We start from the raw sequence: 21,811 nt of genomic DNA, 5'->3' as shown, positions 1-21,811 counted from the left end.
CGGAAGGCGCCGGTCAGTTCTTCTTACGGTACGTCTCGTGGCACGATTTGCAAGTACCGAAAACCGGCCCCATCGCTGCCTTGAAGGCATCGAGATCAGCGGGACCGTCCTTGCCGGAGGCTTCCATCGCCTTGCCCGTAGCAGCGGAGAATTTCGCAAGTTCTGCCGCAAAGCCGTCCGCGTTTTCCCAGATCGCCGGAAGAGCTCCTGTGTCGCCCTGGTCCGACCCGGCCGGGAAGAAGCTTCCGAACGAAACGGCGGCGGCATTCATCGCTGCGATCGCGGCCTTGCCAGCGGCAGGAGAATAGTCCAACTGCCCTTTCATCATGCCGCCGCCGAGACCGGCAGCCGCGCCGACAGAGGACATGATGTCCTGCCGCACTGTTATCGGATCGTCTGCTGCCTGAACCGAACCTGCAATTCCCAAACCGGCCACAATCGCAACAGCCGCAACTTTCCCAACAACGCGCATGATCATCTCCCTCTCGATCAGACACCGGCACCCGAAGTGCCCGCCACAAGTACAGCCCAAGACAGGGCCAAGCATGAAATCACGCTCCCGTGATGACGCCTGAAAAGTGTAACAAAGTGTGGTCGACGCTGACAAAAACAAAAAACCCCGGCCCTTGCGGACCGGGGTTCTTCAAAACTCTAACGCAGAGATTACTTCGTCGCTTCAAAGAGTTCCAGGACGTAGTCCCAGTTGACCATGTTGTCGACAAAGGCTTCCAGGTACTTCGGACGCGCATTGCGGTAGTCGATGTAGTAGGAATGCTCCCACACGTCGCACCCCAGGATCGGCGTCGCGCCGTGAACCAGCGGGTTTTCCCCGTTCGGCGTCTTCATGATCTCAAGTTTGCCGTCCTTCACCGCAAGCCATGCCCAGCCGGAACCGAACTGGCCGATGCCTGCCGCGATGAAGTCCGCACGGAACTTGTCGTAGCCGCCGAGGTCGCTGTCGATTGCAGATGCGAGCGCACCCGGGAGGGAGGTGCCACCGCCGTCCTTCTTCATCCACTTCCAGAAATGGATGTGGTTGTAGTGCTGGCCGGCATTGTTGAACAGCGGCGCGTTGCTGCCGTAGCTGCCCTTCACGATGTCTTCCAGAGACTTGCCTTCAAGACCGCTGCCGGCGAGCAATTCATTGCCCTTGGTGACATAGGCCTGATGATGCTTGTCGTGGTGAAACTCGAGCGTTTCAGCGGACATGTAGGGTGCCAGCGCGTCGTAAGCATATGGCAGGTCAGGCAATTCGAAAGACATGACAAACTCCTCAGATAAGTCGGGGAACGGTTGAAGGGACGCCGGGTCCGCGCGACCGTCTCGAGCCGCAAAATAGGATTCTCGGCACGGTCCGGCAAGCTCGGAAGACAAAAATAAAATAATTTTTTCTTTTTTTTTCGCCAGAACCCCAACTTCGGATTTTTCCCGGACAAGGAACGCCTGCGAACGGCACGCTGGTTCTGCTGCGGCCGGCGGCAATTGCCTCTGCTCAGCGTGGGCGGCGGACCAGCCGATCAGCATGTTTGTAACGGCGCGCCGATGGCTGTAGCATCGCGCTCGTCGCATCACTCCAGACCAGGCCCCTCGCCGCCTTCCCTAAAAAACGCAATGCCCGCCGCAGAAGACCGAATGTCGAAGGACGCACGTTCCCATCTCATGCTGGCCCTTGGTGGCTTGCTCTCGCTGGCAGCCGCCATGGGTATCGGCCGCTTCGTCTACACGCCCATCCTTCCCTACATGACGGACGGGCTGAACCTGCCTGCAAGCCAGGCGGGCCTGATCGCATCGGCGAACTTCATCGGTTACCTGGCGGGCGCGCTAGCGGGCGCGGCAAGGTCTCTGCCAGGCAAGCCGCGGCACTGGTTCCTCGGCGGTCTCACCGCGAGCGCGCTCACAAGCATCGCGATGGCGCTGACCACGGACCTGACCGCATTCCTTCTGATCAGGTTCTTGAGTGGTATTGCCAGCGCATTCGTGCTGGTTTTCTCAACGACGCTCATACTTGAGCGATTGAACGCCGCCGGCCGGTCCGACCTGTCCGCGCTTCACTTTGCCGGCGTCGGCTGCGGCATTGCCTTTTCGGCACTTCTCATCGCCGCGCTGGCCCGCTACGCCCCGGATTGGCGGCTGCTCTGGATCGCAAGCGGAATTGCGACCTTTGCCTTTCTTGCCGCTGCCGTGCGTCTGGTACCGGCGCCATCGGCGCAGCCCGCCGAACGGCCTCAAGAAGAGCTGACGAAAGACGGGCCCAAATCGCTGCTGACGGCCGGGCTGATCCGGCTCGTTGGAGCCTACGGCCTGTTCGGGTTCGGTTACGTGATCACGGCGACATTCGTCTCGGTGATTGCACGCTCGGAGCCCGCACTTCAGTCGAGCGAAAAGCTGGTCTGGCTCATTGTCGGCCTGAGCGCGGCACCGTCCATCTATGTCTGGAACAAGGTTGCCGCCCGGACAGGCGCGCGCAAGGCGTTTGCCCTTGCCTGCGTCCTGGAATCGGTCGGCGTTGCGCTGACCGTGATCAGCCAGCAACCCGCCCTATTTCTGCTCGGAGCCCTGCTGCTCGGCGGCACCTTCATGGGCATCACGGCGCTCGGTCTGATGGAGGGACGCAGACAAGCGGAGCGGCACGGGCAAACCGCGGTCCGCCGCATGCTCGCGATCCTGACGGCAAGCTTCGGTGCCGGTCAGGTTGCTGGTCCCTGGTTCGCCGGGCAACTTCATGCAATGACCGGATCGTTCAATGCGGCCTCACTGGCGGCGGCAGCCGCCTTGCTGATCGCCGCCGCTCTGGTCGTCCGGGAATAGTATTCGGGCTTATTGGTGGGAGAAATCCCAGTACAGTTCGCGCGCCCGCGCACCGATGGGACCGGGCTGCAGGTCCCGTGACTCGATCCGCTTGACCGGCGTCACCTTGCTGTAATTGCCGGTGGAGAAGATCTCGTCGGCATCGAGAAACTCGTCATAATGCATCGTGCGCTCGAACACATCGTGGCCGTCGGCACGCAGCAGCTGGATGATGCGTTGCCGGGTTATGCCGTTCAGGAATGTTCCGTTCGGCGCAGGCGTATGCACCTTGCCGTCCTTGGCCATGAAGATATTGGCGGAGGTCAGTTCCGCCACATTGCCGACCATGTCGCGCACGACGGCGTTGTCGAAGCCCCGCGACTTGGCTTCCAGCATGGCCCGCGCATTGTTCGGATAAAGACAGCCGGCCTTGGCATCGACGGGCATGCATTCCATCGTGGGCCGCCGATAGGGAGACAGGGTGATGCTCATCGCGGCATCCCTTGGCGCCATCGGGGCATCGAACAGGCAGAGGCAGAAACGGGTGCTGTCGGGGTCCCCGGTGATCACACCGGGTCCGTCACCCTCCGCCCAGTACATCGGCTTGACATAGATATGCTGGCTGCTGTCGAACTTGGCGCAGCCTTCCTTCGTCAGCTCCACCATTTCGCCGACCTTCATGGTCGGTTTCATGCCGAGAGCAACCGCGGAATCGTTCACACGCTTGCAGTGAAGGTCGATATCCGGCATCACGCCTTCGAAGAACCGGGCCCCGTCAAAGACGCTCGAACCGAGCCAGGAAGCATGCGTACGCGGACCCATGATCGGTGGATTGCCCTCGTGCCAGGTTCCGTCGATCCAGGTCCAGGTATCACTAATTCCGCTCATGGTTCTTCCCTTGTCTTGTTTTGGACCGAACGTCTTGGTCGACGACACAACACCGGTCTCCCTCCTAGGTCAATAGCCTACCCGAATGAACCGGAATGTTGCTTTCTTTCTTTCGGCGAAGGGCCAATTTTTGGATCAAACTGTTCAGCCATCTGAAAGCATACGGAAAAATTTTTCGTGAGCCAGGCGCCAGAACAAAGTCCGAAAAACGGTCCGTCTGTCCGGCAAACGACCCTTGCGCACACGGACGAGAGCAAGGGTCTTGACTCAATCTCGAATTTTGTTCTCTATATGTTCTTTTCAAAGTGGGGATCTTTCAATGGAACAGCGTATTTCGATGACAACGCTTGCCGTGCCGGACGTCGCGGCTGCCAGGGCATTTTTCGAGGACGGATTGGGGTGGGAAGTCAACGCTGCCCCCTCGCCTGATGTCGTGTTCTTCCAGATCGTCGGCGGCGTCTTCGCGCTCTACAGCCGCAATGCGCTGGCCAGGGAGATCGGACAGGAAGTCACCCGCGAGACAACGGGCGCGATCACGCTTGCCTGGAATGCCCGGTCGGAAAAGGAAGTCGACGCGGAATTCCGGAAAGCGGTCGAGGCCGGTGCGCCCCCTGTCAAACAACCCGAGAAAGCCTTTTGGGGCGGCTATTCCTCTTATGTCGAATTGCCGGGCGGTCACCTTCTGGAAATCGCCTATAATCCGTTCTGGAAGATCGAGGATGACGGGGCGATCACGCTGCCGCCGCCGCAGTGAAGTAAGCGGAATTGAACTTATGTCGCACAAACAGGCGCTTGACGCGCCCGTTGCTGCAAGGTTTTCTTCCGCCGTCCTGAATTCCCTTAAAAGGAACCCGTCCTATGGCGCATGCCGCTTTCGTCTTCGATGCATATGGTACCTTGTTCGATGTCCATGCAGCCGTGCGCAAGCATGCGGAAAAGCTGGGTCCGGACGCGCAGCGGCTGTCGTCGATCTGGCGTGAAAAACAGTTGGAATACTCGTGGGTGCGCGCGCTCATGGGCCAGTACAAGGACTTCTGGGAATTGACGCAGCAGGGTCTCGACACCGCCTTTGCGCTTGTGCCGACAGCGGACAGGTCGATGCGGGACGACCTTCTGAACGCCTATTGGGAGCTGGATTGCTATCCCGAGGTTCCCCAGGTCCTCACCAATCTGCGTGCGACCGGAGCGAAGGTCGCGATCCTGTCGAACGGTTCGCCCGCAATGCTCGAGGCGGCCGCGAAAGCGGCCGGCCTGACCGAACTCTTCGACGAGATCTTCTCCGTTGACGACCTGAGAACCTTCAAGACGGACCCTGCTGTCTACGAGATGGTCACGACCCATTTCCGGATTTATCCCGAAGAGGTTTCGTTCCAGTCCTCGAACAGGTGGGATATCGCCGGCGCGACCGCGTTCGGTTTCAGAACCGTCTGGATGAACCGGACCGGCATGCCCGACGAATACCCGGACCTTGCCCCCAAGGCGGTTCTTGCCGACCTGACCGGCCTGGCCGCCCTGGGATAGCTTTAAAGCGCCCACTCAGAACGCGCGGGACAAGCCCAGCATGAGCCGCTGATTGCCGGACTGCCGCCTGACGCTCGTGCCGTTGAAACGCGATGTCTGGTTGACGATGCCCGTGAGCGTATAGTCCGCGCGCATGCGCCACCTGTCCTTGAGCGCGACTTCGACACCCGCGCCGAGAACAGGTCCGACCTGCACCGATGTCTGCCTGTCGCTGCCGACTTCGAGACCATGCTCGCTGACCGCTACCCCTGCGCTCATGTAGGGCAGGAAACTGCCGATCGGCACACCAGCGCGTGCCTTTGCCGAAACCGTCCACTTGGCGTCCGCCGACACCGGTCCCAGCGTCGGATGCCTGCCCTTTTCGCTTCCACCGATATAGGCGGCCGCCCCTTCCACGCCGAGCACGACCCGGGAGACCTTCCAGTTATGTCCCGCGAACAGGCCGAAGGCCGCGTCCACCCGCGACAGTTCCTTGGTCCGGCCATCTGCCTTGACCTCGCTCAAGGTGTTCGAGACACCGCCTTCCAGCCCGAGATATGGCCCGGACCAAAGGTCTTGAACCGGTTTGGCCGTCACGAACAGTGGCGCGTGGCCGGTTCCCAGATCCGCCGCACGTGCGCCCGTCACGAGCACGGCGCTCACCGCACACAGCAACAGGGGCTTCCAGAGCCAACGCAGGAAGACCCGGCCTCCGGATCGGCCTGGTGAGGTGAGCGCGCAGGCGCGCTGGCCTGCACGGGATGAAGAAAATCCGCAATCGGCAAAGGAACTTGGCATTCGTATACTCGCTTCAGGGCTTGGGGAAAAGTCGACCGCGACTCATGCATTTATTATCGTAAAACAATAATTTAAAAAATGCATTCAATAATTTTTTTGTCAATAGCAATATTTCAAATTGCCAAATGGGATCGATTGCCGTAGACACGCTGACGGGTTGGCAGTTGGAGTTTGCAATGACCGAGCTGGAAGAGGTTGAGCGCGCAAAGCGTCTGTCGCGCATTCGTCGGTTGTCGACGGCGATGAAATGGTTCGTCACCGTGATCTTGATACTTGTTGCGGTGTTCGGTGTGCTCCTGGTTGCCCTGCTTATGCTGCCCGTTGCGCTCGAAGCGGCGGCGGAAACGCTCGAGTTGACGGATCTTGAGCGACCGCTCGGAGAGATCCCGTTCGGCCAGCGCCTGGGAATGGGTGTCGTGATCGGCTGCGCCTTCTGCCTGCTCATGGGCATCTGCTGGAACATCCGTCAGCTGTTCGACCAGTTCCGCAAGGCCGCGTTTTTCGCGCCCGAAACCCTCTCACGCATGATCAAGATCGGCAGCTGGCTACTGGCCTACGGTGTCTTCGACATTCTGAGCGACCCGATCCTGTCGGCACTGCTGACCTGGGACTTTCCCGCGGGCGAGGGAGAGATCGAGGTGGCGCTCGACGGCGGCGAGGCCTTTTTCCTCATATTTGGCGCCCTGATGCTCGTCTTCGGCTGGATCATGCGCGAGGCGGCAACTATTGATGAAGAAAACCGCCAGTTCGTGTGAAGGGCACCAACGCTTTGCAGAATGGGACTTGAATGCCGATCATCATTGAACTCGATGTCATGCTCGCGCGCCGCAAGATGCGCTCCAAGGAGCTGGCCGAGCGGATCGGCATCACGGAACAGAATGTGTCCTTGCTGAAGTCCGGCAAGGTCAAGGGTGTCCGGTTCGACACCCTTGAAAAGATCTGTGAAGCCCTGGACTGCCAGCCGGGGGACATCCTGGTTTTCGAAAGGCAAGAGGACTGAAGCACAATGTGCCGGCGCCCCGGCAGCAGACCGTCAGCACGCCGGACATGTCCCGTTCGGCTGTTAATTGTTACTCGGCAGCTTGCGCCGGACCGTATCCGAGCTGTTCGTTGAGCTTTTCGATCAAACCGACCGCCGCCTCCGCGATCACCGTTCCCGGCGGGAAGATCGCCGACGCTCCAGACTGGTAGAGCGCGTCATAGTCCTGAGGCGGAACCACGCCGCCAACGACGATCATGATGTCTTCGCGCCCCTCTTCCGCCAGCGCCGCCTTGAGCGCGGGCACAAGCGTGAGATGGCCTGCGGCCAACGACGAAACGCCGACAACATGAACATCGTTTTCGACAGCCTGACGGGCGGCTTCCTCGGGTGTCTGGAAAAGCGGGCCGATATCGACATCGAAGCCGAGATCCGCGAACGCGGAGGCAATCACCTTCTGTCCGCGGTCGTGGCCGTCCTGGCCCATCTTGGCAACCAGGATGCGCGGGCGGCGGCCATCATTCTCCTCGAATGTCTCGACAAGTTTCTGGACCTTTTCCATCGTTCCGGACATGGCTCCCGCCTCACGTTTGTAGACCCCGGCGATCGACTTGATTTCGGCCTTGTGCCGGTCGAATACTTTTTCCATCGCGAGAGAAATCTCCCCAACCGTCGCTTTTGCCCTGGCCGCCTTGACGGAGAGATCCAGAAGGTTGCCTTCGCCGGTGCGCGCACACGCCGTGAGTGCGTCGAGCGCCGCCTGCGTGTCTGTCTCGTTGCGCTCCGCGCGCAGGCGTTTCAGCTTGTCGATCTGCGCGGCGCGCACCTGCGCGTTGTCGACCTTGAGAACGTCGATCGCCTCTTCGCTGTCCGGCTTGTACTTGTTCACGCCGACGACGGTCTGTGTGCCGCTGTCTATTCGCGCCTGTGTCTTGGCCGCCGCTTCCTCGATCCGAAGCTTCGGAATGCCCTTTTCGATGGCCTTGGCCATGCCGCCGAGGTCTTCCACCTCGCGAATATGGGACATAGCCTTCTCGGCGAGATCGGCGGTCAGCTTTTCCACGTAATAGGACCCGCCCCACGGATCGATCACCTGAGTCGTGCCGCTTTCCTGCTGCAGGAACAGCTGCGTGTTCCGAGCGATGCGCGCCGAAAAGTCGGTCGGCAGGGCGAGCGCTTCATCCAGAGCATTGGTGTGAAGAGACTGGGTGTGCCCCTGCGTCGCGGCCATCGCCTCCACACATGTGCGAATGACGTTGTTGAAGACGTCCTGGGCCGTCAGGGACCACCCGGACGTCTGGGAATGGGTGCGCAGCGACAGGGATTTCGGATTTTTCGGCTGGAAGTTCTCCTGCATGAGCGTCGCCCAGATCAGGCGGGCCGCCCTCAGCTTGGCCACTTCCATGAAGAAGTTCATGCCGATGGCCCAGAAGAACGACAGGCGCGGCGCAAACTGGTCGATATCCATGCCGGCCGCGACACCGGCACGCGCGTATTCGATGCCGTCGGCGATCGTGTAGGCGAGTTCCAGGTCGGCCGTCGCCCCGGCCTCCTGCATGTGATAGCCGGAAATCGAGATGGAGTTGAACCGCGGCATGTTCTGCGACGTGAACTTGAAGATGTCGGAAATGATCCGCATCGAGTGCTGCGGCGGGTAGATATAGGTGTTGCGGACCATGAACTCCTTGAGGATGTCATTCTGGATGGTTCCGGACAGGTCCTTCTGCGCGACACCCTGTTCTTCGGCGGCAACGATATATAGCGCCAGAACGGGCAGAACCGCGCCGTTCATTGTCATGGAGACACTCATCTGGTCGAGCGGAATGCCCGAAAACAGCGTGCGCATGTCGTAGATGGAATCGATCGCGACACCTGCCATGCCGACATCGCCCGCCACCCGCGGATGATCGCTGTCGTAGCCCCGGTGTGTCGCAAGGTCGAACGCGACGGAGAGCCCCTTCTGGCCGGCGGCCAGGTTGCGGCGGTAGAAGGCGTTCGAATCCTCGGCGGTCGAGAAGCCGGCATATTGCCGGACGGTCCAGGGGCGCTGGACATACATGGTCGGATAGGGCCCGCGCAGGAACGGCGGCAGGCCGGGCCAGGTTTCCAGATGCGTGAGATCTTCAAGATCCTTTGCGCCGAACACCCCCGGGACCACGATGTCCTCCGGTGTCCGCCAGTCCGGAGACGTTCCACGTTTGGCTTCCGTCAGGCAATTGCGGAACGGCTTTTCAGAAAAATTGGGGATCCTGCTCATCAAAGGACCTCCTGCCCTGTTGCCCCGAAGCCGTCGGCCTCGGCAAGTTTGCGATGCGCCTCCGTGAGCAAGGCCAGCAGATCGGCACCTGCAAAGAGGAAACTGTCGACACCAGCGTTCTTCAGGCCGGTTTCAAGCTCACCCGGACGCCCCGCCAGGAACAGATGCCTTGCACCGGCTGCCTTGAGCGCCGCCGCGGCCTCGACTGCCATTGTCTCGTAGACACCGTCCGATGATACCAGACAGGCCAGCGAAGCGCCGCTTTTTGTGTAAGCGGCAGCAAGATCGGCGAGCGAGGCGACTTCGCCTGCCTCGATCGCCTTGAACCCACCCGCAGCAAACGCGTTGGTGCTCCAGGTCGCGCGGGCGGCAAATTGCGCGGGCGATCCGAGCGTCGCCAGAAACACGGCAGGCTGTTTTCCGGTCTGTTTTTCGAACCTGACCGACATGTCGCGGAGCGCCTCGAAGGGTTCGGACAAGCGCGCAACGCTCAGACCCGTTGCCGATGCCGGTCCGCTCAGGTCCGGCGCGCACTTTCCCTCCAGAAATGCCTGTTTCAGCGCCCGGGACCAGAGCCCGGATCCGGTCTCCGGGAGCGTCGTCATATCCACGGCGGTGCCCCCGGACCGGGCCGGCGCACCGGCCGTCAGGACGGAGACGGGTTTTTCCGCGAGATTGGGAAACTCGCTGACACCGGTGACGGGGCGTTTTCTGCGCGCCACATCCTTTGATCTTTCCGCCCGCGCCTTGGCGATCGTGTCCTGAACAAAGCCCTTGTCGAGAGCTTCGGCCAGGCCGCCGACTGCTTCTATCTTCTGGAAGAAGCCCCAGGCGGTCTCAGACAGCCGTTCGGTGCGGTCCTCTATCGCGCCCGCCCCGGCGGCCGGATCGAGAACCTTCGCGAGGCTGCTTTCTTCCTGAAGGATGGCCTGCGTATTGCGCGCGAGCCTGCGGGCAGCTGCATCGGGCAGGCCGACAGCCAGCGTGTGCGGCAGGACGCAAACACTGTCCGCGCCACCGATCCCTGCAGCAAAGGCCGCAACCGTATTGCGCAGAAGATTGACCCACGGATCGTTGCGCGTCAGCATCCGGTAGGATGTGCACATATCAAGATTGGCGGCAGTCTGCGGAAGAGCCGCCCCGTCCAGTACGCTGGACCAAAGTGCCCTGATCGCGCGTGCCTTGGCGATTGTTCCGAACTGGTCCGCCTCGGCAGCCAGCGTCAAGGAGATGAACTCTGCCCAGCTTTCGACAGGCACACCGGTTTCGCTCAAGGCTCTGAGCTGAGCTGTTGCGGACGCCAGCACAAGTCCAAGCTCCTGTGCTTGAGTTGCACCGGCATTGTGCCAGACCAGCCCGTCCGCTTGCATCGTCCGGACCGAGCCGTTTGCCGCGCCCGTCCCGATGACCGACACGGCAAGATCGGCGCATTGCCTCAAGACGGCTTCCCGGGAGCTTGAACCGGCGTCTCTCGCCGCGCTCCACGCCAGTGGATCGTGCCCGGAGGATACGTCGATGGCCGCAAGATCCGTACCCTGGCCGTCCAGATACGCAAGCAGCAGCGCCATCGCCTGGGGCGTCCCCTCGCCCGCATCCAGGCGAATTCTGACGAGATCGGGCAGGACATTCCGAAGAAGGGTTTCCAGCTGTTTCAGGTCCGCAGCAGCAATGCCGGCACCACCAGCTGTCTCCCCAGCGGAAAAGACGAGCTCCAGGCCGTCCGCGCCGCCCTCCAGGTCTTCAAGTATCTGGGCATTCGCCGCAGCCGGATCAGGAATGTCGATCCGCTGCATGACGGTCCAGCCGTCTCGGCGCGCACGCAGGTTGCGGGCCGGACTGTCGGTGCGGCGCGGATAGATCGGTGCGATCGGCAGACCGTCTTCCGTTGCTCCGAAGAGCTTTTCCCTTGGAACGCCCTTCAGCGCCTTGTCGACCAAGTCCCACCAGCTTTCCTCGCTGGACGGCGTGAAGTTTTCGGGTCCGGTAAAACTGAGCGGCATTGTCAGGGTCTCCCTCGGGCAACGTTTTAGTCCCCGCCCGGGAAACTTGGCAACTCAGCACAAAGGGTAAGCCAGAGCCTTTACGGGCCGGATTACGCGGCAAAAGCCATCTGAATGCGGATGATTGAGCGACTGTGGCCGAATTATGTTGAGCGCATCACAAAGCCCGAAAACAATCGACTTGCAACTTACGCAAGGGCATTAAATTGGGCATTTGCGCATACATTGGGCACATATCTTAGACAAAATGACAAATTTCTGGCGTATTTAGTCAATTCTCCGAATTTTCCCTATTGGTACGATCATCAATTGTATTGTAGCGTGAAGACGCTGACGCATGGGAATTAATACCGCCTCACAAAACGCGCAGCGCTAGGTGTCGTTCTATTCGAAAGGATCGGACGAGATCTGACTTTAACCCATCTACGGTTCGATCCGGCATGTCCGGAAAGGCCGGAAAGCAGCGGTGTGTTAGGCCGCGAAGGATGTGCACAATGCTTGATCAAGCTGAATTGAAGAGCAAACTGAGGGCAATCTCGGAAGCAAACGCCGCTCATCACGTTCTTGATATCCTGGAATCGAATCTTCGGCGCATGGGCGCCACGAACATTCTCATTACCGGCCTGCCGATGCCGAACCGGCCAATCGACAATCTCGTGCAAAGGTTCCGCTGGCCGGACCAGCGCAACGACGGCATCGAAAGCACGTCCTTGTCGGCGAACGACAGCGCGCTGATGCTCGGACTTGGCTCGAACCGCGCGCGCGTGTGGACCATCACCGCGGGCGACATGGAGCACTCCGATCTCCTGGCATCTGCCGGCGAAGGCAGCCAGATCGTGATCGTGCCTGTCACCGAACTCTACCCGTTCCAGGCATTCGTGTTCGCCAGTGGTCCTTCCTTGCAGGTCAACAAATATGATCTGGCAAATCTTGAAGCCATCTCGGCAGCCGCCTTTTCCCGCCTGCGTGAACTCGGGGTCGTCTCCGGGCAGCGTCCGGGCGCTCTCTCCAGCCGCGAGCGCAGGGTGCTTGAACTGACAGCCTACGGCAAGACCGCTGGCGAGATCGCCGACGTTCTGGACATTTCCCAGAGAACGGTCCACGCACATCTTCAGAACGCCAGCGTCAAGCTCAACGCATCGAACAAGACCCACACAGTCGTCGAAGCCCTGCGCTACGGACAGATCAGCGTGTGAACGGCCTTCCCTTGCGCTCACTGCGCAAGGCGAGCACATCCGGCCGAGGTCACAAGAAAAGGCGCGCCAATGGCGCGCCTTTTGCATTTGTCTAAGCGTACTGAAACGCCGGTCAGTAGGTCATCATCGGCGGAAGCTCTTTCGCCTGCTCCACCCACTTCGTCACCTGGGTTTCGCTCGGCACCTGGCGAACAAGGCTTTTCTCGTCGTTCACTTCCTTCATCTTGGCGGCCAGGTTTGCAGCATTGCGATGCTTCAGTTCCTTCACCGTGTCGACGCCGGCAGCCTCGAGCAGTTCCGAATATTCCTCGCCAACGCCGCTGATGCGCATCAGATCGGCCATGTTGGCCCACTTAAGAATGCGTTTGCCCTCAATGCCGGTTTCTTCCTCGAGCGCCTTGCGCCCCTTAGGATCCTTCGCACGTTCGAGGTAGGCCTCAGTCGTCTTGATCCCCGCTTCACCCAGTTTTGCAGCGTAAGTCGGGCCAATGCCCTCGATTTCGTCGATCGAATAAGACATGCGCAATGAACTCCCTTTAAGACCGCAGCTGAACCCTGGGGCAGCTAGACGACTTGGTTCAACCCCGGAATTTGTGAAATTACTTCATCCACAACGTCGTCCCCTGCTTTTTCCTTAGCATAGGAAACCAGTTCTTTGACAACACTTTGAACGCCGCCCATGTCCAGGCCCGCGCTGTTCAGTTCGCTCAGCGCTCCCATGGCGCCCATGCTGCCGCCCATCATGCTGCCAAGACCGCTCAGAAGGCCACCTCCGGACCCGGCGCTTTCTCTCGCGCTGACAAGATCGGCTGCGCCTGGAAGCGCGTCGAAAATCAGTTGCATCTTGTCTTCCGGCCCCTCCTTTTTAAGGAAGCTCAGGATGATTCCGACGGCATTCGTCGCCAGTTCCTGATCGATGCCGGCTGCCGCCATGATGCGGTTGATGAGTTCTTCCATGCGTGTCTCCGGAAAAAAATTGGCTGCAGGCTGAATGTCACCCGCCCGATTCGCCGACTATCTAAACGCTTTGGGTCCGGCCCGTCGACCGAAACACGAAAGACAGGCGCGCTTTTTCGACAGGGCTTTGTTAGGTTCGACGAAAGCCAGCGAGATTCGGGGGGCGTCGTGAAGAGTACAGACAGCATTTTCATTGGAGCGAGTACGAAGGACGAGACGCTGGCCTTGAAGCTCGCCAACCGCCACGGATTGATCGCCGGGGCCACCGGCACCGGCAAGACCGTGTCGCTCCAGATCCTGGCGGAAGGGTTCTCGAAGGCCGGGGTTCCGGTCTTCTGTGCCGACATCAAGGGAGACCTGTCCGGGCTTGCCGCCGAGGGCGTTAGCAAGGATTTCCTTGAAAAGCGCGCAAGCGACGTCGGCATCGCCGGAAGCTACGAATACCAGGCCTTTCCAACCGTCTTCTGGGATCTGCTCGGCAAGCAGGGACATCCAATCCGCACCACGGTGTCGGAAATCGGCCCGCTGCTCCTGTCGCGCCTGCTGGAACTGAATGACACCCAGGAAGGCGTTCTCAACGTCCTGTTCGAGCTTGCGGACGACGAGGGGCTGCTGCTGCTCGATCTCAAGGACCTGCGGGCCATGCTCGCCCATGTCGCGGAACGCGCATCGGAACTTTCCACGCTCTACGGGAACGTGTCCAAGGCGTCCATCGGCGCGATCCAGCGCAGGCTCCTTGTTCTGGAGCGCCAGGGCGGCGAGAACTTTTTCGGTGAACCGGCTCTCGATATTCGCGACTTCATCCGGACCGCGCCGGACGGCCGGGGCGTCGTTAATATTCTCGCTGCGGACAAGCTGATGACGTCACCCCGGCTCTATGCGGTTTTTCTGCTGTGGCTCCTGTCGGAACTCTTTGAAGAGCTGCCCGAGATCGGTGATCCGAAGAAACCCAAGCTGGTGTTCTTCTTTGACGAGGCACACCTTCTGTTCAGCGGCGCGCCCAAGGCACTGGTTGAAAAGGTCGAGCAGGTGGTCCGCCTGATCCGTTCGAAGGGCGTCGGCGTCTATTTCGTCACCCAGAACCCGCTCGATATCCCCGAAACCGTCCTGGCGCAGCTTGGCAACCGCATTCAGCATGCCCTGAGGGCCTTCACCCCGCGCGACCAGAAAGCCGTCCGCGCGGCAGCCGAAACCTTCAGGCCCAATCCGGACCTGAACACCGAGCGGGTCATCACCGAACTCGGTGTCGGCGAGGCCCTCGTCTCGACACTCGAAGGCAAGGGCATACCCTCGGTGGTCCAACGGACACTGATCAGGCCGCCCTGTTCACGCCTCGGGCCGCTCAAACAGGCTGAGCGGCGGGCCTTGATCCAGTCGAGCGCCGTTTTCGGCCTCTATGAGCGCGCCAAGGACCGCAAATCGGCTTACGAGATCCTGATGAACCGAGCCGAGGAGGAACACCGGCAGGAACAGCGCATCCGCGACCGGGAGGAAAAGCACGCCCGCAAGCACGGCGAACCGCGGCGCTCGCGCTCCGGGTTCCAGCTCCCCGACTTCGGACGGGACGATCGTCCGAAAAAGACAAGCATGGAACGGCGGTCGAAACGCAAAAGCCAGCGGGACACCGTGCTTGAAGCCGGTCTGAAATCTGCGGCCAGAAGCCTCGGCACGTCCCTTGGGCGCGCGCTCGTGCGCGGGCTGATGGGGTCGCTCAAACGCGGAAACTGATCACCCATGAAGGACAGCCGGGAGATAGAGCGCCGCGCCTTGGCCGTCGGCAAGTGGTCCAATCTCTTCATGGCGTTTGCCGGCATTCTGACCGCCTGGCTGTCGCGGTCGGACGCCATGATGGTGGACGGCCTTTATTCTGCAGTCAATTTTGTGTCCGCCATCGCGGCCGCACGGATCGGTGCACGCGTCGGATTGCCGCCAACGAAAAGCCGTCCCTGGGGCCATGATTTCGACGAGGTTCTCTACGTCACGTTTCGCAGCCTGATCCTGATCGGCATTCTTGTCTTTGCCGCCATCGTGTCCGGAAACAAGATCTGGACATTTTTCACCGGTGGCGAGGTTCCGGAGCTGGTCTTTGGACCGATCGTCTTCTATTCCGTCACGATCGTTCTGATCTGCCTTGCGCTCGCCATCAACTACCACCGGGCCTTCCGGAAAACCGGGAAACGCAGTGCACTCCTGAAGACCGAGGCGCGCGCTGCCCTGATCGACGGCGCGCTGAGCGTCGGTGCCGGGGCGGCCCTTCTCTCCCTTCCCTTCCTGGAAGATACGCCCCTCGCCCCCTATGTGCCCATCGGCGACGCGGTCATAGTCCTGGTCCTGATCCTGGCGATCATCTGGCAGCCGCTGTCGTCGTTCCGCGCCACGCTTGCCGATCTCGCCGGTGTCAGTGCGCCCGGAAGCACCCACGCAAAAGTTCTGCGTGCCGCCCGCGACCTGTGCCGCGACAAGGGCTACACGCTCCATCGCGTGGCGGTCCTGCAGGCCGGCCGCATGCACTACGCCGCGATCTATCTGGATCCCGCAAAACCTGTCGCTGCGGAAGAAATAGATGGCTTTCAGAGCGAGCTTTCGGAACGGCTGGAGCAATCGCTCGGTCCCACGCGCATAGAGATCATCGTGACCGCACGCGGTGGTTTGCCTGCTTCTCCCCCGCTCCTTCCACAGAAGGAATGAATCCATTTGCGCTTCCGGCAAGCTTGTGGCCTGTTAGGGGCTTCTGACAGGCATGTTGTGCCGGCCATTCCAATCAGTTTCAAATTCGAGGATCCGTCATGAGTTCCATCGACAAGGTCTTGTCGCGTATCGATACCAACTTCGATGCCAGCCTCGGCCGCCTTTTCGAGCTTCTCAAGATCAAGAGCATTTCCACCGATCCCGCCTTCGCCGGCCCGTGCAAAGATGCGGCCGCCTGGCTGGCGGCCGAACTCAATGCAATCGGCATTGAGGCGTCGGTGCGGGAAACGACGGGCCATCCGATGGTTGTCGGCCATCGCAAGTCGGGAAAGCCCGGTCCGCATGTCCTGTTCTACGGTCACTATGACGTACAGCCGGTCGACCCTCTGGAACTCTGGGAAAACGACCCGTTCGAACCGAGCATCAAGACCCGCGAAGACGGCAGCAAGGTCATCATGGCGCGCGGATCTTCGGACGACAAAGGCCAGCTGATGACCTTCGTCGAGGCGGCCCGCGCCTATATCGAGGAAACGGGCGACCTGCCGGTCGACGTGACCATTCTGTTCGAAGGCGAGGAAGAATCCGGCTCACCGTCGCTGCAGCCGTTTCTGGAGGCCAACAAGGACGAACTCTCCTGCGACATGGCACTGGTCTGCGATACAGGCATGTGGGATGCGGAAACACCGGCCATCGGCGTCATGCTGCGCGGCATGGTGGGTGACGAAATCGTGGTCAAGGCGGCAAGCCGCGACCTGCATTCCGGACTTTATGGCGGTTCGGCACAGAACCCGAACCATATCGTCGCCGGCATCATTGCCGGTTTGCATGACGAGAACGGCAAGGTCACGCTGCCCGGGTTTTATGACGGTGTCATCGAACTGCCCGAAGACGTCAGCACCATGTGGGACAATCTCGGGTTTTCCGTGGAAGACTTTCTGGGCGATGTCGGATTGAAGTATCCGCGCGGGGAGAAGGACCGCAAACCACTGGAGCATCTCTGGTCCCGTCCGACCGTCGAGGTGAACGGCATGTGGGGCGGCTATCAGGGCGCAGGGTCAAAGACCGTGATCCCGGCAAAGGCGCATGCCAAGTTCACGTTCCGGCTGGTCGGCGATCAGGACCCGGACAAGATTCAGCAAGCCTTCCGGGCCTATGTCCGCTCCAAGGTTCCTGCCGATTGCAGCGTTGAGTTTACCGCGAAGGAAGGCAGCCCGGCCCTGCGCCTCGACCTGCATATGCCTGCGCTGGAGAAGGGCGAAATCGCACTGAAGAAGGAATGGGGCAAGGAAGCCGCGCTCGTCGGCATGGGCGGTTCCATCCCGATCGTCGGCGATTTCAAGCGCTTTCTCGGTATGGACACGTTGCTGATCGGCTACGGCCTTGAAGACGATCAGATTCATTCTCCGAACGAGAAATACAATCTCACCAGCTTTCACAAGGGAACCAGGTCCTGGGCGCGGGTCCTGGACGAACTGTCGAAAAGCTGAAAAGGACCCTCATCTGCGGCTCTGACGGGCTTGCTGAAAGGGCGGACAGGAAAAAGATGAAATCCATTTGTGTCTTTTGCGGATCGAGTTTCGGCACGCGCGACAGCTATGCCGAAACCGCGGTCGAGACGGGGCGCCAGATTGCCGAGCAGGGTTTCCGCCTGGTCTATGGCGGTGCCAAGGTCGGCCTGATGGGCACGGTTGCCGATGCCGCTCTGAAGGCCGGCGGCAAGGTCATCGGTGTCCTGCCCCGTGCTCTCGAGGAAAAGGAACTCGCACACGAAGGGTTGGACGAACTTCATCTCGTCGGCTCCATGCACGAGCGTAAGGCCCTGATGGCCGAACTCTCGGATGCTTTCATCGCCCTGCCGGGCGGGGCCGGCACGCTGGAGGAGATCTTCGAGGTCTGGACCTGGGGGCAGTTGGGCTACCACCAGAAGCCCTGCGGTTTCCTCAACGTCGACGGCTACTACGATCAGCTGATCGCCTTTCTGGACCATCAGACACAGGAAGCGTTCACGAAAAAGGCGATGCGGGACATGGTCCAGATCGCGGACACTCCGCAGGCCCTGATTGATCTCTTCAAGAGCTACGAGGCACCGGACACCCCGAAGTGGATCGGCAAGGACGAAACCTGAGATCGTGTGCATGGATGGCGGGCTGTGCCTGAACTTTCCACAGGCAGGCTCTCTGCAATTGCAAAATTATCCTGAGTTGTTAAACCCTTGTCAGAACTGCGCGCAACGTGCAGCACACAAAAACAGTTACGTGCTTGGATGATGGGCTTCAAAACACCGACCGTTTTCGCGATTCTGTCTTGTCTCGCCGCAAGTGCATGTTCTCCGACCGGCGATTATGCCGGGACCTCCGGCCGGCTGGTTCAGACGTCCAACGTGACGCTGGTCCAGATCACCGAAGACAATGTCGGCGGCATTACGCCGGACACCAGGTACGGATCCAAATCCATCGAAAGCGCACTGCCCGGCTTCACCACGGAAGGCATCCAGACCGCGGTCGAAAACAAGACCGAATGGGCCCTTGCGGCCTTCAACACGGACGGCTTCCAGGTTCTGCAGGTGTTCAAGGGTTCGAACGGCAAGGTCCGCTCGGTGCATGGCGTCACGCATCACCTTCAGGGCCCGAACGGCGAGCGGATCGGCCAGACATTCTCCGATATCGGCACGGCAAGATCGGATTGCCGCGCGGGCAAGAATCTCTGGCGCGGCATGGCGATATGCGAATCGACCGGCCATCCGAATGTGGAACTCGTCTACGCCATTCCCGGATACCAGGGACCGTTCGACCGCCTGCCGCCGTCCAAGGAACTCTTCGACGCCGAACTTCAACGCATCCTCTGGACACCGAAGAGCTAGGGTCCGTACCCTAGAGTCAGGCACGAAGATTCTATTTGTCTTTCGCGCAACGAGATCGTCTGATCGCCGCAGAAAAACAACGATCCAGGTGCCCGACAGTGCTCAAGTCCGTTTTCCTTGGCGTTTTCGCGCTTTGCACCCTTCCCGTGCTCTTGCCTGCAGCAGAAGCGTCACCGGGCTCCGACACCGCCACGAAGGTCCTGTTTGTCGGCAACAGCCTGACGCTTCGCAACAACCTGCCCGGTATGCTGACAGAGATTGCCGCGGCAAAGGGCATCCCGGTCGAAACAAGCACCTCCGCCCGGGGCAGTGCCAGGCTGGCCCATCATTCCGGCGACGCCGGTCTTCTGCAGCTTATGGACGAGACAGCCTGGGACTTCGTGGTCCTGCAGGAGCATACCCAGCTTCCCGCGCTCAACGACACCGATGTCGCACGGGACTCCCTTCCCTTCGCCGCGGAACTCGCAACCCGCGCCAGAAAGGTTTCGGCTGAAACGCAAGTCGTCTTCTACATGGGCATGGCACACCGGGAGGGGGACCAGTTCCACAAGAAAACCATTCCCGCGGTCGGCAGCTACAAGGGCATGCAGGACAGAACCAACGCCGCCTATCGCAAGATGGCAAGGCACAACAATGCCATGGTCTCCCCGGTTGGCGAAGTCTGGGCGCGGATGCGCGCCGAACATCCGGGCATCGAGCTTTATGTGGATGAACGGCATCCCAGCGTCGCCGGAACCTACCTCGCTGCCTGCGTGTTCTTCACGACGCTGTTTTCGCAGCGGTGCGATGCGGCCTACATTCCCGGGGCGCTCGAGGAAACGGTTGCGGCAACAATTCAACGGGTCTCGAATGCCGCCCTGCTGCCATGAGCTTATCCGGTTATCACCCACCGGAATTCGCCAAAAAGGGACCGTGACCTTTCAACTGAGCTGGTTTAAGGCTTGGGCATGACAGCAAAGGCAAAACTGATCGATCCCGAAGCCCTGGCAGCGGATTTGCAAGCGGGCAAACGCGCGGCACTGGCGCGCGCGATCACCCTCGTGGAATCGAAGAAGGCGGAGCACCGCCACATGGCCCACCAGCTGATCCAGGCCGTGCTGCCATCGACGGGCGGGGCCTTGCGGGTGGGGATCACGGGTGTGCCCGGCGTCGGCAAATCGACGACCATCGATACGCTCGGCTCCAACCTCACAGGCGCGGGTCATAAGGTTGCGGTGCTTGCCGTCGATCCCTCCTCCACCCGCACGGGCGGGTCGATCCTGGGCGACAAGACGCGCATGGCGCGGCTTGCCGTCGACCGGAATGCCTATATCCGCCCCTCACCGTCGGCCGGGACCCTGGGCGGTGTCGCCGCAAAGACACGCGAGACAATGCTGTTGTGCGAAGCAGCTGGCTTCGACGTGATCCTGGTCGAGACCGTCGGCATAGGCCAGTCGGAAACGACGGTCGCCGACATGGTGGACTTCTTTCTCGTGCTCATGCTTCCGGGCGCGGGCGATGAATTGCAGGGCATCAAGAAAGGTGTTCTGGAAATCGCCGACATGATCGCCGTCAACAAGGCTGACGGTGACGGCGCCTTGCGGGCGCGCTCCGCTGCCTCGGACTACCGTGCTGCGCTGCATATTCTGGCGCCGAAATCCCCCAACTGGACGCCGCCGGTCATCACGGTTTCCGGGCTCGCCAACGAAGGCCTCGACAAGCTCTGGCAGCAGGTTGAACTCTATGGCGAACGCATGCGGGCAAGCGGCGAATGGCAGGAAAAACGCAGCCGCCAACAGGTTGCCTGGATGTGGGATATGCTGCAGCAGCGCATGATGGACGCGCTTCGAACCAACAGGAAGACCGCCGATCGCCTGAAAACACTGGAGGACAGCGTGCGGAACGGGACAACCGCTGTGTCTCTCGCAGTCGACGAATTGTCCGCACTTATGGGTTTGAAGGAATGAAGAACACCAGGAAGACCATCTTGGTCACGGGCTTTTCCCCTTTTCCGGGTGCCCCGGTGAACCCGACCCGGCAACTCATGGCGCGCCTGCCAAGGCGGCTGGGCAAGCATCAGTTCGGCATCGAATTTGTCTTCAAGGTGCTGCCGACCACTTGGGCCGGCCGCCAGGAAGTGACATCCGGATTGCGCCGGGAGATCCGCCCCGACGCCATTGTCCATTTCGGTGTCGACGGCACAAGGCGGACGATGAATATCGAGACCCGCGCCGTCAATCGCGCCACACGCGTCCGTCCGGATGCTGCCGGCGTGTCATTGGCGAAGCCGGAGCTTGGCGGAGCCAGTGAACGGGCAAGAGCGTCAGGCCTCCCGGCCCGCGCCCTCCGCGACGCGGCCAGGACCGCAGGCGCGCCTGCAAACCTGTCGACGGATGCGGGCACCTACCTTTGTAACGCGACATTGTGGGATTCCATCGGCTCCGGCATTCCGAGCATCTTCATCCACGTCCCCGCCCTGCCCAAAGGCAGGTTCGATCGCAGGCCCTCCTACCCTGTCATCGAGGAAGCCGCCGTGAGATTGCTGCAGGAAACGGCGCGGCGATTGAAGTAGACGCGTACCTCTCACTGCGATTTACCATCACATGCCGGTTTGCGCCGAAGTGGATTGGATCCCGGATCAAGTCCGGGATGACGAAGATGGTGGAGACCAACAAACCCCTTCTTCGTCACCCCGGACGAACACCGTGAGATGCGGGGCCGGAGAGCCCTTGATTGGCGATGGGCAACCGAAACACCGACGGGTCGCTGCTCCCCCGATCCCGGCTCGCGCTTGCGCTTGGCCGGAATGACGAACGGAAAAACGGACCTTTTGGCCCTCCTCAGGATGAGGGTATTTGAAAGAACAACCGCGGGAGAAGTCATCCACCTTGGGCACCTCATCCTGAGGAAGCGCGGCAGCGC

At 60.7% G+C, this 21,811-nt stretch carries 22 protein-coding genes; 14 read left to right on the top strand and 8 right to left on the bottom strand.

Annotation, left to right across the window (positions count from 1 at the left end; translation table 11 throughout):
• Nucleotides 1-13 precede the first annotated feature (13 nt).
• Both ACO08A_RS22435 and ACO08A_RS22430 read right to left on the bottom strand, forming a co-directional pair.
• A complete protein-coding gene (locus ACO08A_RS22435; RefSeq protein ID WP_422038152.1) occupies nt 14-472 on the bottom strand; it encodes a c-type cytochrome in 459 nt (152 codons plus the stop codon).
• A 191-nt stretch (nt 473-663) separates the two neighbouring features.
• Nucleotides 664-1,263, bottom strand: a complete 600-nt coding sequence (locus ACO08A_RS22430; protein ID WP_319382668.1) for a superoxide dismutase — start codon at nt 1,261-1,263, stop codon at nt 664-666.
• 369 nt (nt 1,264-1,632) lie between these two features.
• Here ACO08A_RS22430 and ACO08A_RS22425 point away from each other — a divergent pair, with 369 nt between their 5' ends.
• The gene (locus ACO08A_RS22425) at nt 1,633-2,808 is read left to right on the top strand and encodes a YbfB/YjiJ family MFS transporter (RefSeq protein ID WP_422038150.1); all 1,176 of its coding nucleotides are present in this window, start codon (nt 1,633-1,635) and stop codon (nt 2,806-2,808) included.
• Between the two features lie 9 nt (nt 2,809-2,817).
• Here the strand turns inward: ACO08A_RS22425 and ACO08A_RS22420 are convergent, their stop codons facing one another.
• Entirely contained in the window at nt 2,818-3,675 is an 858-nt protein-coding gene (locus tag ACO08A_RS22420; protein WP_422038149.1) for a branched-chain amino acid aminotransferase, read from the bottom strand.
• 319 nt (nt 3,676-3,994) lie between these two features.
• On the opposite strand from ACO08A_RS22420, the gene ACO08A_RS22415 reads away from it, so the two are divergent.
• Both ACO08A_RS22415 and ACO08A_RS22410 read left to right on the top strand, forming a co-directional pair.
• Nucleotides 3,995-4,429 carry a VOC family protein gene (locus ACO08A_RS22415; protein ID WP_422038148.1) on the top strand — a complete coding sequence of 145 codons (435 nt, stop codon included), beginning with the start codon at nt 3,995-3,997 and terminating at the stop codon, nt 4,427-4,429.
• A 104-nt stretch (nt 4,430-4,533) separates the two neighbouring features.
• On the top strand, nt 4,534-5,196 hold the full coding sequence (locus ACO08A_RS22410; RefSeq protein ID WP_422038147.1) for a haloacid dehalogenase type II: 663 nt from the start codon (nt 4,534-4,536) through the stop codon (nt 5,194-5,196).
• A gap of 15 nt (nt 5,197-5,211) precedes the next feature.
• Here ACO08A_RS22410 and ACO08A_RS22405 read toward each other — a convergent pair whose 3' ends face one another.
• Nucleotides 5,212-5,973 carry an outer membrane protein gene (locus ACO08A_RS22405; RefSeq protein WP_422038146.1) on the bottom strand — a complete coding sequence of 254 codons (762 nt, stop codon included), beginning with the start codon at nt 5,971-5,973 and terminating at the stop codon, nt 5,212-5,214.
• A gap of 176 nt (nt 5,974-6,149) precedes the next feature.
• Here ACO08A_RS22405 and ACO08A_RS22400 point away from each other — a divergent pair, with 176 nt between their 5' ends.
• Together ACO08A_RS22400 and ACO08A_RS22395 are read left to right on the top strand one after the other, a co-directional pair.
• Nucleotides 6,150-6,728, top strand: a complete 579-nt coding sequence (locus ACO08A_RS22400) for a DUF2975 domain-containing protein (protein WP_422038145.1) — start codon at nt 6,150-6,152, stop codon at nt 6,726-6,728.
• A gap of 32 nt (nt 6,729-6,760) precedes the next feature.
• Nucleotides 6,761-6,973, top strand: a complete 213-nt coding sequence (locus ACO08A_RS22395; protein ID WP_422038144.1) for a helix-turn-helix domain-containing protein — start codon at nt 6,761-6,763, stop codon at nt 6,971-6,973.
• A gap of 70 nt (nt 6,974-7,043) precedes the next feature.
• Here ACO08A_RS22395 and scpA read toward each other — a convergent pair whose 3' ends face one another.
• Both scpA and ACO08A_RS22385 read right to left on the bottom strand, forming a co-directional pair.
• A complete protein-coding gene (scpA, locus tag ACO08A_RS22390; protein WP_422038143.1) occupies nt 7,044-9,209 on the bottom strand; it encodes a methylmalonyl-CoA mutase in 2,166 nt (721 codons plus the stop codon).
• Nucleotides 9,209-11,209 carry a methylmalonyl-CoA mutase family protein gene (locus ACO08A_RS22385; protein WP_422038142.1) on the bottom strand — a complete coding sequence of 667 codons (2,001 nt, stop codon included), beginning with the start codon at nt 11,207-11,209 and terminating at the stop codon, nt 9,209-9,211. Before ACO08A_RS22385 ends, scpA begins: the two co-directional genes overlap by 1 nt.
• Before the next feature lie 494 nt (nt 11,210-11,703).
• On the opposite strand from ACO08A_RS22385, the gene ACO08A_RS22380 reads away from it, so the two are divergent.
• Complete coding sequence (locus ACO08A_RS22380; protein ID WP_306145247.1) at nt 11,704-12,405, top strand: helix-turn-helix domain-containing protein; 702 nt, start codon at nt 11,704-11,706, stop codon at nt 12,403-12,405.
• 112 nt (nt 12,406-12,517) lie between these two features.
• Here the strand turns inward: ACO08A_RS22380 and ACO08A_RS22375 are convergent, their stop codons facing one another.
• The gene (locus tag ACO08A_RS22375; protein ID WP_421983617.1) at nt 12,518-12,925 is read right to left on the bottom strand and encodes a DUF4332 domain-containing protein; all 408 of its coding nucleotides are present in this window, start codon (nt 12,923-12,925) and stop codon (nt 12,518-12,520) included.
• A gap of 44 nt (nt 12,926-12,969) precedes the next feature.
• Nucleotides 12,970-13,362 (bottom strand): DUF2780 domain-containing protein, encoded by a 393-nt coding sequence (locus tag ACO08A_RS22370; RefSeq protein WP_422038141.1) that lies wholly within the window; start codon nt 13,360-13,362, stop codon nt 12,970-12,972.
• Nucleotides 13,363-13,530: 168 nt separating this feature from the next.
• Here ACO08A_RS22370 and ACO08A_RS22365 point away from each other — a divergent pair, with 168 nt between their 5' ends.
• From ACO08A_RS22365 to ACO08A_RS22330, 8 genes are all read left to right on the top strand, one after another.
• On the top strand, nt 13,531-15,090 hold the full coding sequence (locus ACO08A_RS22365; protein ID WP_422038140.1) for a helicase HerA-like domain-containing protein: 1,560 nt from the start codon (nt 13,531-13,533) through the stop codon (nt 15,088-15,090).
• Nucleotides 15,091-15,096: 6 nt separating this feature from the next.
• On the top strand, nt 15,097-16,050 hold the full coding sequence (locus ACO08A_RS22360; protein ID WP_422038139.1) for a cation transporter: 954 nt from the start codon (nt 15,097-15,099) through the stop codon (nt 16,048-16,050).
• A gap of 98 nt (nt 16,051-16,148) precedes the next feature.
• Nucleotides 16,149-17,537 carry a dipeptidase gene (locus ACO08A_RS22355; protein ID WP_422038138.1) on the top strand — a complete coding sequence of 463 codons (1,389 nt, stop codon included), beginning with the start codon at nt 16,149-16,151 and terminating at the stop codon, nt 17,535-17,537.
• Between the two features lie 56 nt (nt 17,538-17,593).
• On the top strand, nt 17,594-18,175 hold the full coding sequence (locus ACO08A_RS22350; protein ID WP_422038137.1) for a TIGR00730 family Rossman fold protein: 582 nt from the start codon (nt 17,594-17,596) through the stop codon (nt 18,173-18,175).
• A gap of 138 nt (nt 18,176-18,313) precedes the next feature.
• Entirely contained in the window at nt 18,314-18,910 is a 597-nt protein-coding gene (locus ACO08A_RS22345) for a DUF1131 family protein (RefSeq protein ID WP_422038136.1), read from the top strand.
• A 98-nt stretch (nt 18,911-19,008) separates the two neighbouring features.
• A complete protein-coding gene (locus ACO08A_RS22340; protein WP_422038135.1) occupies nt 19,009-19,779 on the top strand; it encodes a DUF4886 domain-containing protein in 771 nt (256 codons plus the stop codon).
• Nucleotides 19,780-19,857: 78 nt separating this feature from the next.
• The gene (gene meaB, locus ACO08A_RS22335) at nt 19,858-20,856 is read left to right on the top strand and encodes a methylmalonyl Co-A mutase-associated GTPase MeaB (protein WP_422038134.1); all 999 of its coding nucleotides are present in this window, start codon (nt 19,858-19,860) and stop codon (nt 20,854-20,856) included.
• The gene (locus ACO08A_RS22330) at nt 20,853-21,461 is read left to right on the top strand and encodes a peptidase C15 (protein ID WP_422038133.1); all 609 of its coding nucleotides are present in this window, start codon (nt 20,853-20,855) and stop codon (nt 21,459-21,461) included. Before meaB ends, ACO08A_RS22330 begins: the two co-directional genes overlap by 4 nt.
• The last annotated feature ends 350 nt before the right edge of the window (nt 21,462-21,811 follow it).

The organism is Roseibium sp. (genome assembly GCF_965232425.1).
In the GTDB taxonomy this organism is placed as follows: domain Bacteria; phylum Pseudomonadota; class Alphaproteobacteria; order Rhizobiales; family Stappiaceae; genus Roseibium.
The sequence above is the reverse complement of the archived record's forward strand: the minus strand, read 5'-3'. Positions and strand labels throughout refer to the sequence as shown.

Excerpts from the sequence above, each read along its gene's own strand:
- ACO08A_RS22350 (WP_422038137.1), top strand. The coding sequence starts at position 17,594 with ATGAAATCCATTTGTGTCTTTTGCGGATCGAGTTTCGGCACGCGCGAC.
- ACO08A_RS22360 (WP_422038139.1), top strand. The coding sequence starts at position 15,097 with ATGAAGGACAGCCGGGAGATAGAGCGCCGCGCCTTGGCCGTCGGCAAG.
- ACO08A_RS22415 (WP_422038148.1), top strand. The coding sequence starts at position 3,995 with ATGGAACAGCGTATTTCGATGACAACGCTTGCCGTGCCGGACGTCGCG.
- ACO08A_RS22355 (WP_422038138.1), top strand. The coding sequence starts at position 16,149 with ATGAGTTCCATCGACAAGGTCTTGTCGCGTATCGATACCAACTTCGAT.
- ACO08A_RS22435 (WP_422038152.1), bottom strand. The coding sequence starts at position 472 with ATGCGCGTTGTTGGGAAAGTTGCGGCTGTTGCGATTGTGGCCGGTTTG.
- ACO08A_RS22405 (WP_422038146.1), bottom strand. The coding sequence starts at position 5,973 with ATGCCAAGTTCCTTTGCCGATTGCGGATTTTCTTCATCCCGTGCAGGC.
- ACO08A_RS22345 (WP_422038136.1), top strand. The coding sequence starts at position 18,314 with ATGATGGGCTTCAAAACACCGACCGTTTTCGCGATTCTGTCTTGTCTC.
- ACO08A_RS22380 (WP_306145247.1), top strand. The coding sequence starts at position 11,704 with ATGCTTGATCAAGCTGAATTGAAGAGCAAACTGAGGGCAATCTCGGAA.
- ACO08A_RS22370 (WP_422038141.1), bottom strand. The coding sequence starts at position 13,362 with ATGGAAGAACTCATCAACCGCATCATGGCGGCAGCCGGCATCGATCAG.
- scpA (WP_422038143.1), bottom strand. The coding sequence starts at position 9,209 with ATGAGCAGGATCCCCAATTTTTCTGAAAAGCCGTTCCGCAATTGCCTG.
- ACO08A_RS22330 (WP_422038133.1), top strand. The coding sequence starts at position 20,853 with ATGAAGAACACCAGGAAGACCATCTTGGTCACGGGCTTTTCCCCTTTT.
- ACO08A_RS22410 (WP_422038147.1), top strand. The coding sequence starts at position 4,534 with ATGGCGCATGCCGCTTTCGTCTTCGATGCATATGGTACCTTGTTCGAT.
- ACO08A_RS22395 (WP_422038144.1), top strand. The coding sequence starts at position 6,761 with ATGCCGATCATCATTGAACTCGATGTCATGCTCGCGCGCCGCAAGATG.
- ACO08A_RS22375 (WP_421983617.1), bottom strand. The coding sequence starts at position 12,925 with ATGTCTTATTCGATCGACGAAATCGAGGGCATTGGCCCGACTTACGCT.
- ACO08A_RS22430 (WP_319382668.1), bottom strand. The coding sequence starts at position 1,263 with ATGTCTTTCGAATTGCCTGACCTGCCATATGCTTACGACGCGCTGGCA.
- meaB (WP_422038134.1), top strand. The coding sequence starts at position 19,858 with ATGACAGCAAAGGCAAAACTGATCGATCCCGAAGCCCTGGCAGCGGAT.
- ACO08A_RS22385 (WP_422038142.1), bottom strand. The coding sequence starts at position 11,209 with ATGCCGCTCAGTTTTACCGGACCCGAAAACTTCACGCCGTCCAGCGAG.
- ACO08A_RS22400 (WP_422038145.1), top strand. The coding sequence starts at position 6,150 with ATGACCGAGCTGGAAGAGGTTGAGCGCGCAAAGCGTCTGTCGCGCATT.
- ACO08A_RS22420 (WP_422038149.1), bottom strand. The coding sequence starts at position 3,675 with ATGAGCGGAATTAGTGATACCTGGACCTGGATCGACGGAACCTGGCAC.
- ACO08A_RS22425 (WP_422038150.1), top strand. The coding sequence starts at position 1,633 with ATGTCGAAGGACGCACGTTCCCATCTCATGCTGGCCCTTGGTGGCTTG.